The following is a 16,111-nucleotide window of genomic DNA, read 5'->3' as shown; positions in this document are numbered from 1 at the left end:
GTGGGATCAGTTAATTTCCGGTTGCGTGAACAGATAAACTCCGGCTTGCGGGTCCGCCTGGTGATGCCAAAGGAGTTCCTGGGGGTAGTCCAGGCGATGGGGGCTCACCCATTCGCCCAGGGAATAAAGGCATTCCACAAAACGAAAAGGTGTTTCCGGGTCGCGGGTGTTTTGCACCTCGCCCGGCGCGTATAAAGGGGAGATGGCCCCGTAGCCGATGGGCAAGGGGACCAGCCAGCCGGGCCTGGTTCGGGAGGCCTGCCAGGTGACCTTTTCCGGGTCTTGGGGATCTTCCAAAACCGGGTCCACATTCAGGCGCACCAGTTCCAAAAGCGCATCCAGGGAGGTCGCCCGGGGGTTTTGTTGCCTCATCTCCTCAAGGTGCTCTTCCAACACCCGGTGCCTGTTCATAAGGGCAAAGCCCGGCAACATCTTGCGCCTGAACTTGCGGAATTGCTCCTGGTCTCCTTCCAGGTAGCCGCTCAATTCCAGGTAATCCGGCCTGAACCTTTTGTGGGTCCCTGGTTCCAGCAGGCTGCCCCCGGCCAGACGTCTGGTCAAGGCCTTTTGCAAAACCTGCTTGGCCAAGAGTTCGCCGTCTTCCTGGTCCAGGTCACCCTGCACCCCGATCAAGAGGCTCACTTCCAGGTGGGCCCTGCCTTCTTCCACAGTGCCCATGGGCTTGCCGTCTTTGCCGACCGGATTTCTGGTCAGGCAAAAACGGTTGTGATACCTGCCTCCCGGCCTATAGGTCTGGGGTTCAAAGGCATGACAAACAATGCCCACCCCGTCCAAGGCAATCTCCGGTTCCGCCAAATCCCTATGCAGGGCATGCACCCAGCCCGCAAAGGCCGAAGGAGGGGGAAAGCCCCAGGTGAGCGGCCCTGAGACTGCGTTTGCGTTTTGCACGCGCAGATGGGGCAACAAAATGAGTCCATCCAGATCCTCAATCATGGCTCAACTCCTTTTTGAAGCCTTGCAAGGCCTTTTCCATGAGCCCGGTCCACTGTTCATGCTCATCCTGCCCCAGGGGAAGACGCTTCTTTTTAGTAAAATTAAGCTGTTTGTTAAGCCAGTTGCCAAAACGGTCGGCTATTTCCTTTTGCCACTTGCCGATTTTTCTCTGGTCCTTAAATGCCTGGTCCGTCTCTGCCCGGTCCGGGTCCAGCCAGAGCTTTTCCGTCTGATCAAGGGTGCAGGCGGGGTCTGCGCTCCAGCCGGGATCAAGCTGTTCCATTTCAGCCGCGAACTGCAAGACCTCATCCACTATAAGATCCACCAGTTTGGCCCTGCCTTGGCGGATATGCATGTTGTTGTAGTCTGTACTGCGCAGGTAATCGGACAAGGACTTGTTAAGGCTGCGCACCGAAGCCCGACTGCTGAACCAGCGGCCAAAGATGGTGCTTACCCCAAGGGGCGCTTTGATTTCAGGGCTTTTCCAGATCGGCGGTTTGGATGATAAAAGCCAACTTTCCCCGTGACGCTCGCTGTTTAACTGGCTGATGTTTTGAGGTTTGGTGCCCCCAAAGGCTTGAACCGCCATATCCGGATAATCGGCATAGCCGTGGTCGCAAGTTTGATTCTCCCGCTTTGCCTTGCGGGCCTCTTTGGACTCTTCGGAAAAGCGGTCTTCCCTCATGCGGTTGTAAACCACCTGCACCAGACTGCTGGGGAACAAAGGAGCCAACAGATGATAACCGCCGTCTTTCAGCGGGAAATAAACCTGTTTGGCCAGTTTGTGGCTGGCCATATCCCGGCCGGAACCGGTTATACCGGCAAAGGTCCGGGACCAGGATTCTGCCTGTTCCCGATCATCAGACAAAGCCTTGATAACCGCCGGGTCTTGATCCAGGATATAGCCCAAAAGGCTGCGGCCCTGGTGTTCCTGTTTTAAAAACTTGTAAACATCCAAGGCAGCGGCATTGCCCACCACATCACCTGTAAAATCCTCCAGGCAATTGGTCCCGACATATGCCTCAGGCACATGGGCATGATCCGCCTTGAAATAAAAATTACTGCCCCTGGCATTGGGGTGGGTGTATTTAAGGGCATGGCTGACCAGCTGAATCTGCCCCACCCTTTTGGCCGCGTCTTCCAGCCAATTTTTGGTTAAAAATTTTTCTAAAATCTTTTCCCGTTCTTCTTGCAGCTCCCCCCTTTTTTCAGGGTCTATTTCCTTGGCAAGCTTTTTATCATGAACTTCCAGCTTGGGGGCCAAACGCTCTTGTATGAACCCCTCAACTAAAGCCCTTAAGGCCTGCACTTTTTCCTGGTCTGGTGGTCCATTGGCCATTTAGCTTTACCTTTCCCTGTTTTTATTTTTGGCGGCGCAGCCCCAGGGCCGGGTTGTAGAACCAGTTTAAGTTTTCTTTTTCTTCCGGCAGTTCAAACCTCCCGAACCTGCGGGCGCAGACAGCCGGGTCCATTTGGGTTTCCTCGGCCATATCCGGCAAAAGATCCATAAAGTCATAACTGTTCCAAAGGCTCACATTGGGGGCCAGGGTTAACTCAGCCTCATGGAACAGATTATTCACTCTGTTGATTCCCCCATCCCTCAAGAGTTCACAAAAACCAGGCTCTTCTGTATCCGCATCTGGAATAATCGCATAGGGAACCCTTGGAAAAGGGTCATATCTAAAGGGTTTGGCCCGTTGCATTTCCCCGCTTAAGTGGGCCCTGGTTGACCACCAATGGTTCACGGTAAGCAGGCGTTTTTCCGGGTCCCGCACCATCACGGCCTTGATATGCTCATGCTCCAGGTCGGCCAGGTTGTTTTGCGGGTCAAGGGGATTTCTGGAACTGATGCGGGGAATGGAGCTTATGGGGGTGTATTGCTCTTTGGTGAGCAGACCATTCAGGTCATGGCTTTTCAGCATGAAACCGTTTTTGTTTTCAAATCCCGGACGGGTGAAGGCTGGTTCTTGCAGGCCTTTTTTCAAATGAGTCAGGTTGGTTTCCCAGATATAGATATTGGGAAATCGGCAGATAAGGGCGCGATGCCGCCAAACCCGCCCGGCGAGCTGGATGATCGAGCGCAGGGAAGAGGGTTCGACAATTGCCCAGTCATAGTCATGGTCCCTGCCCACCTCTGCCACCGGCGAGGCCAGCACCACAAACAGGTGATCCTCCTCAAGGCTGTTGGCCAGAATTGCCCGCAACCAGGGAGCCTTAAATACCTTTTCCGGATCATGGCGGTTTAAGACCTCATCCAGAAAAAATTCTATTCTGGAACGCACGGCCAAGGGAAAGCGGGAATGATAGCAGCATAAATGCAGCCTGGTCCCGGGCTTGGGCCCCTTTTGCGCAATGGCGCGGGTCAAATCAAAGAGGTTATCAATATGAGCCAGGCGGATGAGCCCAAAGCTCACCCTTTTTGAGCTCTTTTTATCCAGGGTGTGGTAATTGGCATGGAGTTCTTGGGCATATTCAAGGTTTATCCGGGCAAGACGCTCCATAAGGTCTTCCGGATCGGTCTGATCCTGAGCAGAGGGGTTGTTTTGCCGCTCCTCTGGTTCAGGCTTCTCCAGTTTCAGAGAAACAATCCGGCCAATTCTGCGGGGCTCAGACTTTTTGCTTAAGTTTTCAACCCTTTTATCAACCCAGGCCTCATGCCTTATCATGAATTCTTCTGACTGGCTGAATTCTCCGGACCGGCTTTCATACTCGTCAAACCAGGCGCAGCAGACCTTGAGGGGCAGACCCGGGATGCCCCGATTTTTTTGAAAAACCGCCCTGCCTTGGCAATAGGCGCTAAATAGCCCCTCCACTAAAGCAGGCGGCAAGGTGGCCGAGGAAAGAAGCACCCGTCCCCCCAAAAGACCGGACCAGTGCACCAGCCTTGTCAGGGCGGGCAGATCCTCTATGCCAAAGTCATCCGGCTCGTCCAGGATAAGATCCGAGGTCAGGAGCCTCAGCATGGGGGCGATCTGGCGTCCGCCCCTTAAGCCTTCGGTGGCCGGCATTAAATGGTCTATGGTGCAGACCAGCACCGGCGCGCTCAAAAGGGCGGAGGCTCCACGGGTGTTTTTGAGCCAGGTTTTCAAAGGCCCTGAATCCAGGCTCCCCTCAAATTGCACATAAGTGTTTTCCGGCAGAAGATCCCGGTCGGATTCACTATCCCGGTTCTGCCTTTTTTTGCGCTCATACAGCTCGCGCACGGCCGAGCCCCCCACCAAAACAGCCAGAACATCCTGGGCCAGGCCAAGCCTTTGCCTCAGGGCCTCGCCTGTCTGCATGGTAAGGGTGCGCAGGCCCAGGGCAATGGTAAAGCGGGCCCCTTTTTCCTGGTCTGACAGGCCATAGATTATCCTGCCGTTGGCCAGGGTCTTTCCGCAGCCGGTGGAGGCCATGTTTATGCCGAAAAAACCGTGCTCCCTGGAGGCTTCCGCCAGGGCGCAGGCCAGGTCATGGGCCTTGTCCTGCCATTTGAATTTCCTGATTGAGCTGCGTTTTTTAAACCCCTTATGCCTGGCAATGCGGGGCAGGTTATGGTCCAGCCTGGGCAGGGCATGGGTGATCAGGCCGGTATTGGTCTCCACCCCGATAAGGTGCTCATCCAAAAACTGATTAAGCTCTCCGGTTTGGCGAATCGTGTTGGCATACAAGGTCTCTCCGGCCTGGCCCTGCACCCTAAGCCTGGGGTCCTTCAGGCTGGAGTAATAATGATCCGAGAGCATCAGAACCAGGCGGGAAAGGTGCATTACATAAGGGTCATCCAGCCAGTCGCCCTTGAATAGCACTTCATGACTCAACATGCGCCTGGCCAGTTTTTTAGCCCTTTTCTGCCAGGCCGGGCTGGTCATGCTTATGGAGCCTGCAAGGGCCCAACAATCGGCCAGGTTCTTTTGGGCCTTTTGGGCTTCTTTTTTATCCAAGTCATCAAAATCAAGGCGAGCGCCGTTCCAGCCAGGGGCTATCGCAGCGGGCAGGCGATTTAACTCTTTAATTATAATACGTTTTTTCTCTTTACTAAAATCCACAGGTAGACGGTGATGGGAAACGATCAGCCAAGCCACGCACTTGGCCATAGGCGGCAGGGATTTAAAGGGCTTCAATGTCGCACAAAGGCCGTCTTGTTGCACCTGATCGAGCCAGCTCAAATCCGGCGGTTCTTGTGACCCGGCCAGGCGGCTTAGCCAGGCGTGGTCATCATCTTTACCCACAAAGGCCTGAAAAATCCTTAAGCTCACCCATTCGTGGCGCAGGGCATCCGCCCGAGGCTTGGAGAGCTTTAATTTTTGCTGAAAGGCCCGCACAGCCTTGCCGAAATCGTGAAACAAGGCGGCCATGGCAGCCAAAAGGCGGATAATCTCCAGGGTGTGCCAGTCGTTTTCCGCATATGCAGCCAGAAGGGGTCTTGAAGTCGTGTTGGTGGGGCAAGCCCCCTGACTGTTAAAGCGGGAGGCATCGCCCACAATCCATAACAACTCACTTTGGTTCCTGCCCCGAATCCAATGGCAGGCAACAGCCGTATTTTTGCGGGCCGTCTTTTTAAGCAGGCTGCGCAAGGTTTCCAGGCCCTGGGCGGTTATGGCGGTCTGCCAGGTGCGCCTTCCCCTGCGTTCGGCAAATTGGTCTATTATTCTGCGGGTTTGTTTAAGGGCGTTTTTGCGGCATTCAGAGATGAGTATTACGTTCATGCTCCGACCCCGCCGATGGTCAGGGCCAGTTCCTTAAGCCCGTCTATCATCAGATCCAGGCATTTATTCCGGGTAAGGGAATCTATGCAATGCTCCCTGAAATCCCTTTCATCATCTCCTTGCATGGCGCTGATAAAAGCCAGGGGCAGGATAACCGCATCCTTGACCAGGTCTGCCGCGTCAAAGACCAAACCTCCGCGCCGGGTCTTTCCGTGCATAACCGCCAGGCCATGGGGCAGGCCCAAAACCCAGGCGGCAGTGGCCCCCAGGCCATAGGCAAGGTAGTTGCCGTGATCCAAAAACCGGTTGGCCGGATCTGTGCCGCTGCCTCTTTTTGAGCGGGTGAAGCTTCCATAATCTGTTGTTTGAGCGGCAATTTTAAAAAGATTTTTAGTTAGCCTGGCCTCGGCGATCAAAAGCCCGTTGGAATCTTGGGCATTAGCAATATCGGCTTCAGCGTTTTGCAGATAGGTGAGGAGTTGTTCTTGTCTTGGGTCAAAACCAAACTTTTTGAGATAGGTTTCGTCAAGCCATTGGGTTTTGATGTTCACAAGGCGTAAAGATTGCAGAAGCTTGCCTGCCTGAAGGCGCTTTTCCGTATCAAACCAAAAGCTTACCCAGGCTTGCAGGTACTCTGTGGGTCGATACTCGCTTTGAGGAGACAGCCAGGCAATATCCCTATCCCCTTCAGTTGAGCTGAACAGGGGCGTGCCCCCACCGCCGCTGAAACCGATCATCACCCCGGCCTTGCTTAGCTCCCTCACTGCGGCCTGGGTGATGGAAGTGCCTGAGCCCAGCAAAATGCTGGTGGTATTGGCAATGGGAATATTCCAATAAAGAGAGCGTTTTCCCTGTTGGGTGAGATATTCCACCCTGCCCCCTTTTACTAAAACCCGGCAATGTTCCAAATAATAAACATTAGCCCTTTTGGAATGCAAAATGGTCTTCATCTCGGAAGGGGCAAAGGGTTTCATGGCTGCCTGACCTTATGGAAATTACCTGTTTGATCAGAAAATAAGGACCAACCCGTCACACAATAAGCTATTTGCAATTATTCAGAACAAAACCAAATAACCAACAATTTAATCTGCCTTTTTAAATAACGTTTTGTCAAGAAAAATAAACCTGATTTTTATCCCAAATTCTACTCCGGAAAAACCTGATCAACATAGCAATAATATTACTTTCAGGTTGTTTCAGATAGTTAAAATACTATTTGAATTAAAAAAATATAAAAGTATTAAAATAAAAAAATATATGCCGATTTTTCACATCATTACTTGAGAATAAGAGTTTTATTTTCCACTTTTAAGCACATATTACTAAGAGAAAAAATTAGTTAATACTAAAATCTTTTTTGGTTGTCACAGCTTTTAAAGAAATACTTTTCTCAAATAAATACATCATAAAAAACCATATAAAATTGAACCTACTTAAAGTTAAAAATTCGAAATATTTTACACTACCGTTTTAAAGAATAATTAAATTATCTATCACACAAAACTATTTATACTTAATAGCAATTTATAGTTTTAAACTTAGGAAACATATCAAAATAAATATCATTTCTTAAAAATCAAAAATGGACTTATAAACTACGGGAATTAGTCTACATCAAACACCTAAAAAACAATATACTTTCGTTCATCATTATCTTTTTTCGATAATTCAGAATTCAGAGAAGAAAAAACTTTTCGCTTTTCACATGGCTTTCAGAAAAAAGCCGGGGCAAACAGCAACCAGGGTATAGCGGTAAGATTACCAATAGCTGACACCCCCCCCGCAACAAGGGCCAACCTACTGATTAAAAAACACAATTTCAGTCGATACTCCCAACGCCTTTTGAATCCCCCTTGACAATACAAACCCTATAGTTTTTAATACTTTAATCTTAGTTTTCTATTCGATGCTTATTTCCAAGGATAACAATCGGTCTACTTAATGAATTTATAGGACCTTATTCCATTCGGCGGTGAAAGCTCTTGAGGATTGTCATGTCATCCCACTTAATCGCCCCAAAAGTTAAAACCTATTGCTATCTCAAGCTTAAAAATTCTCTAAGCAGCCTAATGCATAAGGCGAAAAACCTGCTTACTTCCAAGGCAAAATACGCCAAATTATTTCTTATCATATTGATTCTATTCACCATTTACCCAACTACCGCTCTGACTGCAGATTTCATTGTCCCGCCTGATGTGGCAGGCGACTTAAACGGAACTAATGACAATGACAACATCACCATAAATGCGGGAGGTGGGGTTCTCGGTTTTATTAACGGCAGACAAGGCAGCGACCGTATAGAAAACCAAGGGCAAGTTGGTGATGATATCTATGGAATCTTGAATAACACCTCCGTTTTCAGCGGCTTTAACCGGATTATAAACGGGGGTGTAGTGATGGGTGATGTATACGGCAGCTTAAACCTGGTGGATAACAGTTCGGGCGGCGGAAACACCATCACCAATCAAAGTGGCGGAATTATAGGCGGCAGCATTTTAGGTTCATACAACATCGGCCTATACAGCGCATCTGTCCATGGAAACACCGTCACCAACTCAGGCACGGTCGATGATTTGCTCGGCTCATCCAACGAAGGCGATTACTCAAGCGGTGGGGGGCACACGGTTATCAACAATTTCAGAGCCATGGGTATTTGGGGAAGCGAAAACTACGGCAAATATAGCTCCGGTGGTAGTAACACTATCATCAACGATACAAGCGAGATTGTATTCGGTATATGGGGCAGTGAGAACAGCGGCGAACATTCCCAGGGCGGGGGAAACACGATCACCAATGACGCCCCGGTATTCCTTTTTCTCTATGGAAGTGACAACTCAGGCGACTATTCATCTGGCGGTGAAAACAATATCACCAACCAAGGTGTAGTAAATAATGAACTTATGGGTTCTTATAATTTCGGTCAATACTCTTCCGGCGGCGGGAACATCATCACCAACAACGGATTCGTAATCGGCGTAATTATCGGTTCCTTTAACGCAGGCCTGGGATCTTCAGGCGGGTCAAACAAGATATATAATTATGGCTATGTGCAAGATTACGACATCTACGGATCATATAATGACGCTGCAGGAACCAGCGGAGGTTCCAACACCATATATAACCACAACTATATTGATGGCTATCTCACCGGCACTTACAATGCCGGCGACGGTTCCAGCGGCGGCGACAATATCATCTACAACTACGGCGAAGTATGGTTGGATATCGAAGGGACATCCAACGATGTGGCCACCGGTACGGGCGGCGGCAACCAAATTTTCAACTATGGGACAGTATACGGCAGCATCTACGGAACCCACAACGTTGTGGCCGGTTCCAGCAGCGGCGGCGCAGGCAACACCATCACAAACAACGGCACGGTCAAGGGCGGGATATACGCCGGAGATGCGGACGATACGGTCCATATTCAGGCCAACTCCCAGGTGGACGGAGTGGTGGACGGTCAACAAGGAGCGGACCGACTTTACCTGGGCCTAGCAGGCACCTTAAGCCTGAGTCAATACAACTTAAAATACCTCAATTTCGAGCAGTTGGGCCTGGACATCACCTCTGTGACCACCCTTTTGGGTGGGCCTTGGACCTTTGACCTCGGCGTGATCATACACGACACCGGCACCCTTACCATGGACCAAGCCTTTACCAGTTCAACAGTAACAAACCAAGGCACAGCCACTTTTTCCGGCAATGCCACCGTGACAGGCGGGTTGACAAACACCGGCGCCCTGACCACCTTTGCCGAGTTAAACACAACCAGCCTTGACAACAGCGGAACCGCGAATCTGAATGGTCATACAATCTGTACAGTCTCTTTAACCAATACAGGCACTATTAACGGAAACACTTTGCTTAATTCCGGCACTGCAACCTTATTCGGAGATACAACCTTCACCGGCGGAATCACTAATTCAGGCACTTTTACCAATACAGGCACGCTCAGCGGAAACAGCCTTGATAACACCGGCACTGTTAATTTAGATGGAAACACAACCTTTACTGGTGAGATTACTAACTCGGGCTCTCTCGGCAACACAGGCAACCTGAATGGAACCACTCTTGTCAACTATGGCACCGCGAACCTGAGTGGGACCTCAGCCTTTACCGGTGGAATCACAAATTCAAATTACTTGGCCAATACCGGCACACTCAGCGCAAACAGTCTGGGGAACTCGGGCACCGCCAGCTTGGACGGAGTGGCCACTTTTACAGGCAATATCGCCAACAGGGGCACCTTAATCGCCAGTGGCAGAGTAAGCGCAAGCAACCTGATCAACCAGGGCAAGGCATTCATCACAGGCACCCTCTATGCCGGAAGCCTGACAAACTCGGGCTACACCAGCATAAGCGGCACAGCCAATATCAGCCGGAACACCACCAACTCGGGCGCCTTGAAAGTAAACGGCAACCTGAACACAGGGAGCTTGGTTAACACAGGCTCTTTAAGCGGAACCGGGGTGATTCGTTCCCAAATAAACAACCAGGGAACAATCAGCCCGGGCAACTCCATAGGCACGCTCTCGGTGGTAAACTCGGTAACCTTTGAGCCGGGTTCGATCTTACAGGCCGAGCTGGCCTCTGACTATTCCTGCGACCTGCTCAAGGTAACCGGCACGGTGACCATAAACCACGGGACCATCTCCACCAGGATTCCCCAGGTGTTGTATGAAAACGGCGCCTCCTGGAGCATCATCACTGCAACTAATGGGATTAACGGGATTTTCGACAATATTGACGACCAAATAAACTCCCAGGTCCTCAGCCTGACTCAAGGAGCGGATAACTCCGCATTACGCCTTGTCATAAACCGCAAATCATACGGAGACTTTGCCTCGGGCGGCGCGGCCGAAACCGGACGAAATCTCGACACCCTGGTGCCTTTTGCCCGCGGCGAGATGGCGGACCTGCTTTTGACCATGGACTTTGACCTGGACGCAGACCAGATAGGGCGGATTCTGAATACCCTTAGCCCTGAAATGTACACTGCCTTTACTGCGGCCTCGCTCAAGGCGGGAGGGCTTTTTGATCAAAGCATCTCCAGGCGGCTGGAGGAACTGGCCTTGAGGCAGGCCTTTTCCCTGAAGCCCAATCAAGCGGAAAACAGCCCAATTCAGTTGGCGGCCGCCGGAACAATTGCCCTGCCAACAATGGAACAAACCCCTCGGCAGGGTTGGAGCTTCTGGGGCAAGGGCCTGGGCCTGTGGGCGGATAAAGACGGAACCGACGGTTATCTTGACCGCAGCCAGACTACGGGCGGAGCCAGCCTGGGCGCGGATTATATGCTCACCAACCGGCTCTTGATCGGCCTGGCCGCCGGAGCCACCAGCACGGATCTCTCCTGGAACAAAAGTGATTATCAGGGAGATATCAATGCCATCCACACCGGCTTCTATACCCAGGCAAACCTGGAAGACTTCTTTGCACGCTTTGTGGCCTCTTATGCCCGCTTAACAAGCAATGCCAAAAGGCCGGTTGGTTTTCCCGGCATGACCAACACCACAGAGAATGATTTTGAGGCAGACCTTTACTCAGCCGGTCTGGCCCTGGGTTATCAGGCCCGTTTCGGAGCCTGGCTATTAGAGCCCTTGGCAGGCTTGAATTACCAACACTTGAACGAAGAAGGTTTCACTGAAAAGGGCGCGGGTCTTCTAAACTTGGATATAGCAACCCGGGAAACAGACTCCCTGCACTCCAACCTGGGCCTTAAACTCAGCAGGCTCTGCCGGTTCAATAACTGGGAAATCCTGCCCAGCCTGCAAATCTCCTGGCAACACAGGTTCAGTGATGAACGCCCCTCCCTGGATGCCAACTTCACAGACTACGCCTCAAACCCCTTTACGGTCCACGGCGCTGATTTCAACGATAACACCGCCATAGCCAACCTGGGCCTGACCGCCTCCTTAACCCAAAGCTTTCTCTTTTTCGCCGACTACCGCCTCGCCATGGCCGACAATTACCAGGACCAGGCCCTAAGTGCAGGCTTGATGGTGAGGTTTTGAGGGAGAGCAAGGTGAGCCCGGCTCACAGCGCTTGCGCGTTTAACTGTAGAAATTATCTAGTATAGAGCTATTACCAAGATGCTTTTAAGGTTGAACTTGTCTCATTAATTCGAAAAAAATCAATTTTGAGAGAGGCTTCGGAACCCTGCAAAGAGACCACTTTTTTATCCGCACCTGCCACCTTGGAAGCACCAAGGGGTGAAACCCGTCTCCATGCAAGCCACCCAAGAGGCTAGCCAAAATGCCGCTGAATTAAAGAAACACCAGACTAACGCGATAAAACTCCAGTTTGAAACAGGGAGCGATCAAAACATGGTGGATTTGCCGCAACTTTTATTAGGAGTATCTAACAAAAATAGTAATAGCAAATTTATTTCTTGACTATACCCCTAGCCATGAGTAGAAAAATTCTAAAGAACCTTGCATTTTTAGAGCTGACCGATCCGTGCAGATTTAGACGATGACGTAAGGCAGGGGATGTCATCTTTTTTTCGAGGAGGACATATGACCCAAAAAATATGCATTGAAAAAGGCAAGATACAGGAAACACTTTTGCTACCCTTATGGGGCCGGGCATTTGAAACACAAAAGAACGCCCCTCGGTTAATTGATAATAAAGCCGTTGAGATCATTAAAATGATTGAATACGATTTTTCAAATATCGAGAAGACCCAGGCCATGTCACAGCATGGCTGGGTGGCACGCAGCCTGCACACGGACAGAATGGCCCTTAAATTTGTGCAAGAGCATCCAGAGGCGACAATTGTCAATATCGGCTGCGGGTTGGACACCACCTTCAGCCGCATCGACAACGGAAAAATCATGTTCTATGAGCTTGACCTACCGGATGTTATTACACTCAGAAAAAACTTTTATGAGGACAACGATAGACACCAAAGCATTGCATCTTCATTTTTGGATACTGAGTGGTTTAAGGAAATAGCAATCCGGGATGGTTTACTATTTCTGGCCGGGGGTGTGTTTTATTATTTCGAAGAAGAACAGATAAAGGATTTTTTCGTTAAATCCGCGGATTATTTTGGGGTGTGTGATTTTTACTTTGATTCACTTTCGCCCATGGGAATGAAAATAGCCAAAAAGCAAGTATTAAAAAAAGGTGGGATGGGCATGTCCATGGATGGTGGATGGGGACTGAAACCTGTGCACTCCCTCGAAAAATGGGACAAGAGAATTAAAGTGATGGATGCAACGCCAATGTCAAAAGGTATGAAAAAAGGCGTGCCCCTGCCCTATAAAATCATTTCAACTATCACGGATATGCTTGGTATTTGCTCAATGGTGCATGTGAAAATCGATTCTTCTCTATAGCAGTGCGATGAAAAGCCAAGGACGGCTTTTTCAACACACTGCTGATAGAGGCCATCTCCTCCTTAAAAGACGGACAATGCTTCCATCATCATCACCTTCAGTTCGCCTCAGCTGTATTTTCTTAAAAAAAGTGGGTAATTATCTATATACGGATTATTCGACACCGGGGTTGAATGCGGGTAAGCTCTTCAAAAGCATACGAATTTTGAAGCCCGATATGCGGAATTTTTGACACCGGAAAGCTGATGCCCAAACGCAGAATATCGAAAAAACAGATTCTGATCATATGTTTCCTTGCAGGTTTGCTTCTCGCCGCAGTCTATACGATTCATCTGGACTCCATTGTGCGTGAGCGTTTTGAAGGAAAACGTTTTTCTCTGCCTGCCAAGGTTTATTCCAGTCCACTGGAGTTGTATCCAGGCCTTAGCCTGAGTCCCGATGAAATGGCTAAGGAACTTGCCCTTCTTAGATACCGTAAAACACCCCGGGCAAAAAAAACCGGCACCTACCGCTGGCAAGGCCGGACTTTGGAGATGGTGACTCGTCCCTTTGTTTTTACGGACGGCTCTCAAAAGGCGGTTTCCCTTGGTGTGGAGTTCCGGGGTGAAAAGGTGGAAAAAATCCTTGATCGCGCAACGGGAAAAACTCTTTCCATTGCCCGCCTGGATCCTCCCCTGATCGGTGGCATCTATCCCAAGAAAAAAGAAGACCGCATTTTGGTCAGGCTTACCGATTCACCCAAGCACCTGGTCAATGCCTTGATAGCCGTGGAAGACAACCGCTTTTTCTCTCATCATGGGATCGACCCCAAGGGCATCGGCCGGGCCATTTTAGTTACGGCGAGTGGTGATGAGGTGCAAGGCGGCAGCACCCTGACCCAGCAGCTGGCCAAGAATTTCTTTCTCACCCCCGAGCGCACCCTGAAAAGAAAAATAACCGAAATGCTGATGGCGCTCTTAATGGAGTTGCATTACAGCAAGCAAGAAATATTAGAGACTTATATAAACGAGGTCTACCTGGGGCAGGAAGGCGACAGAGCGATTCACGGGTTCGGCCTGGCCGCTTCTTTTTATTTTGACAAGCCCTTAAGCCAGCTCAACATCCCCGAGGCTGCTTTGCTGGTGGGCATGCTTAAAGGGCCAACCTTTTACAACCCGCGCAGACACCCTGAAAAGGCCTTGGCAAGACGCAACCTTGCCCTGGAGGAGATGGCCCGGAAAGGCTTTATCACCTCCAAACAGTTGGGTTTGGCCAAGGCGGCTCCCCTGGGGGTTGTTAAAAATCCGCCCCGGGGCGATTCCCCCTACCCCGCCTTTCTGGATTTGGTTTACCGCCAATTAAAACAAGAATATCGCGATGAAGACCTCCGTTCGGAAGGACTTAGGATCCTCACCACCATAAACCCTCGGGTGCAGCGCTCTGCCGAAAGGGCATTAAGCAACCGCCTGGCCAGGCTTGAAAAGGCCCGAAAACTAAAACGCGGAAACCTGCAAGGCGCGCTGTTAGTCACCAGCACCCAGGACGCCGAGGTGCAGGCTCTTATAGGCGGTCGCAATCCCCGTTTTGAGGGGTTTAACCGGGCTATTGACATGCGGCGGCCTATCGGATCGTTGATCAAACCGGCTGTCTATCTTACCGCTCTTCTGAATCCGCAAAAATACACCCTTGCAACCCTTTTGGATGACAGCCCGTTTATTTTGCGCCAAAAGGGATCCAAGGCCTGGTCACCCAAAAATTATGACAAAAGATTTCACGGCAAGGTTTCTTTGCGGAATTCCCTGGTCAATTCCTACAATGTGCCGACAGTCCGGCTCGGTTTGGAGGTGGGGGTCTCACAGGTGATGGATACCTTGCGGCGGCTGGGAATCGAACGTGATCTGCCTGAGTTTTCTTCAAGCCTGCTTGGGGTCAACGCCCTTTCCCCTCTTGAAGTCACCCAGGTTTATCAGACTATTGCCGGGGGTGGTTTTGGCACCCCCTTGAAAACCATCCGGGCGGTGATGACCAACCAAGGCGAACTTGTAAAAAGATATCCACTTAAGGTGGAGCAGAAGATCGATGAAGCGCCTATTTATCTGCTGACCAATGCCATGCAGGGTGTGGTTCAAAAAGGCACGGCGCATAATCTTAGCGACTATTTGCCGTCATCTCTGGATATTGCCGGTAAAACCGGCACCACGGACAGGCTTCGCGACAGTTGGTTTGCCGGTTTTAGCGGAGACCGACTGGCTGTGGTCTGGGTCGGCAGCGATGATAACAAGCCCACCGGCCTTACCGGTTCCTCCGGGGCCATGGTGATCTGGGGAGAGATGATGGCGAGCTTGAATCCAATGCCCCTGACCCTTACCCAGCCGGATAATATTGAATGGGTTTGGATTGACCCCAAATCCGGGTTGCGCAGCAAAAGAGAATGCCCCGGCTCCATGGAAATCCCCTTTATCACAGGGTCCGCGCCGACTAAATATGCGAAATGCGGCAGTGGCTCGCTGGGAGAATCCCTCGAAGCTTTCTTTGAAAGGATATTCAACCAATGAAAACCGCACCATATATCTGCGTTCTTATATCTGCCTTTTTCTTTTCTGGTTGCTCTTTGATGATGCCGCCAAGATTCCCGCCGGAAACCACGCCCGAAGCTCAAAAGGAGACTCAGCCGGAGACTCAATCTCAGGCTGGCCAGCCAAAACCACCCAACACCGCGGTGGTCGCTCTTCTGGATAAGGCGCATCTACAGTCTTCCACCGGCAACCCCGCGGCAGCCGGCGCATCTCTTGAGCGCGCCTTGCGCATTGAACCACGGAATCCGGTTTTATGGTCTGAATTGGCTAAAGCGCGCTTAGATCAGGGTAGATACCGTCAAGCAATAAACCTGGCCGCCAAGTCCAACTCCCTTGCCCGAGGCAAGGAAAAACTAAGAACCAAAAACTGGCGAATCATCGGCCGGGCGCGTAACAAGCTGGGAGACTATAAAGGCGCTGAAGCGGCATTTAAGAGGGCTGAACAGGGGAGGTAGGAGGGCGGCTCAACAGGTTTAGTGCCGTTGCCCCAAAGTGAAAACGAAACTTCCCTAATTCCTAATTGAATTGAGAGCGGCTTTAGGCTTGGGTAAATACTTGGCAAGCTGGCCCTCAT

The 16,111-nt window shown here is 50.7% G+C and carries 9 protein-coding genes; 5 read left to right on the top strand and 4 right to left on the bottom strand.

Annotation, left to right across the window (positions count from 1 at the left end; genetic code table 11):
* Positions 1–6: 6 nt before the first annotated feature.
* Genes csy2 through cas1f form a run of 4 tightly spaced genes read right to left on the bottom strand, consistent with a single transcriptional unit; the run spans position 7 to position 6,613 of the window.
* Positions 7–954 (bottom strand): type I-F CRISPR-associated protein Csy2, encoded by a 948-nt coding sequence (gene csy2 / locus X474_RS01805; protein ID WP_044346390.1) that lies wholly within the window; start codon positions 952–954, stop codon positions 7–9.
* The gene (gene csy1, locus X474_RS01800) at positions 947–2,293 is read right to left on the bottom strand and encodes a type I-F CRISPR-associated protein Csy1 (protein ID WP_044346389.1); all 1,347 of its coding nucleotides are present in this window, start codon (positions 2,291–2,293) and stop codon (positions 947–949) included. The genes csy2 and csy1 overlap by 8 nt, the downstream gene beginning before the upstream one ends.
* Positions 2,294–2,315: 22 nt before the next feature.
* On the bottom strand, positions 2,316–5,639 hold the full coding sequence (gene cas3f / locus X474_RS01795) for a type I-F CRISPR-associated helicase Cas3f (RefSeq protein ID WP_044346388.1): 3,324 nt from the start codon (positions 5,637–5,639) through the stop codon (positions 2,316–2,318).
* Complete coding sequence (gene cas1f / locus X474_RS01790) at positions 5,636–6,613, bottom strand: type I-F CRISPR-associated endonuclease Cas1f (RefSeq protein WP_044346387.1); 978 nt, start codon at positions 6,611–6,613, stop codon at positions 5,636–5,638. The genes cas3f and cas1f overlap by 4 nt, the downstream gene beginning before the upstream one ends.
* 1,095 nt (positions 6,614–7,708) lie before the next feature.
* On the opposite strand from cas1f, the gene X474_RS01785 reads away from it, so the two are divergent.
* From X474_RS01785 to X474_RS01770, 5 genes are all read left to right on the top strand, one after another.
* On the top strand, positions 7,709–11,653 hold the full coding sequence (locus tag X474_RS01785) for an autotransporter domain-containing protein (RefSeq protein ID WP_044346386.1): 3,945 nt from the start codon (positions 7,709–7,711) through the stop codon (positions 11,651–11,653).
* Positions 11,654–11,866: 213 nt separating this feature from the next.
* Positions 11,867–12,034: a hypothetical protein gene (locus tag X474_RS25920; RefSeq protein ID WP_156360572.1), complete on the top strand. Its 168-nt coding sequence runs from the start codon at positions 11,867–11,869 to the stop codon at positions 12,032–12,034.
* Positions 12,035–12,157: 123 nt separating this feature from the next.
* Complete coding sequence (locus tag X474_RS01780) at positions 12,158–12,982, top strand: class I SAM-dependent methyltransferase (RefSeq protein ID WP_044346385.1); 825 nt, start codon at positions 12,158–12,160, stop codon at positions 12,980–12,982.
* 245 nt (positions 12,983–13,227) lie between these two features.
* Positions 13,228–15,516: a penicillin-binding protein 1B gene (mrcB, locus tag X474_RS01775; RefSeq protein ID WP_044346384.1), complete on the top strand. Its 2,289-nt coding sequence runs from the start codon at positions 13,228–13,230 to the stop codon at positions 15,514–15,516.
* Positions 15,513–15,992: a tetratricopeptide repeat protein gene (locus X474_RS01770; RefSeq protein ID WP_052514749.1), complete on the top strand. Its 480-nt coding sequence runs from the start codon at positions 15,513–15,515 to the stop codon at positions 15,990–15,992. Before mrcB ends, X474_RS01770 begins: the two co-directional genes overlap by 4 nt.
* The last annotated feature ends 119 nt before the right edge of the window (positions 15,993–16,111 follow it).

It is taken from the genome of Dethiosulfatarculus sandiegensis (genome assembly GCF_000931935.2).
GTDB classification, from domain to species: domain Bacteria; phylum Desulfobacterota; class Desulfarculia; order Desulfarculales; family Desulfarculaceae; genus Dethiosulfatarculus; species Dethiosulfatarculus sandiegensis.
The sequence above is the reverse complement of the archived record's forward strand: the minus strand, read 5'-3'. Positions and strand labels throughout refer to the sequence as shown.

What these genes read in the sequence shown, in the direction of transcription:
- csy2 (WP_044346390.1), bottom strand. Translation starts at nt 954, where the DNA reads ATGATTGAGGATCTGGATGGACTCATTTTGTTGCCCCATCTGCGCGTG.
- csy1 (WP_044346389.1), bottom strand. Translation starts at nt 2,293, where the DNA reads ATGGCCAATGGACCACCAGACCAGGAAAAAGTGCAGGCCTTAAGGGCT.
- cas3f (WP_044346388.1), bottom strand. Translation starts at nt 5,639, where the DNA reads ATGAACGTAATACTCATCTCTGAATGCCGCAAAAACGCCCTTAAACAA.
- cas1f (WP_044346387.1), bottom strand. Translation starts at nt 6,613, where the DNA reads ATGAAACCCTTTGCCCCTTCCGAGATGAAGACCATTTTGCATTCCAAA.
- X474_RS01785 (WP_044346386.1), top strand. Translation starts at nt 7,709, where the DNA reads ATGCATAAGGCGAAAAACCTGCTTACTTCCAAGGCAAAATACGCCAAA.
- X474_RS25920 (WP_156360572.1), top strand. Translation starts at nt 11,867, where the DNA reads ATGCAAGCCACCCAAGAGGCTAGCCAAAATGCCGCTGAATTAAAGAAA.
- X474_RS01780 (WP_044346385.1), top strand. Translation starts at nt 12,158, where the DNA reads ATGACCCAAAAAATATGCATTGAAAAAGGCAAGATACAGGAAACACTT.
- mrcB (WP_044346384.1), top strand. Translation starts at nt 13,228, where the DNA reads ATGCCCAAACGCAGAATATCGAAAAAACAGATTCTGATCATATGTTTC.
- X474_RS01770 (WP_052514749.1), top strand. Translation starts at nt 15,513, where the DNA reads ATGAAAACCGCACCATATATCTGCGTTCTTATATCTGCCTTTTTCTTT.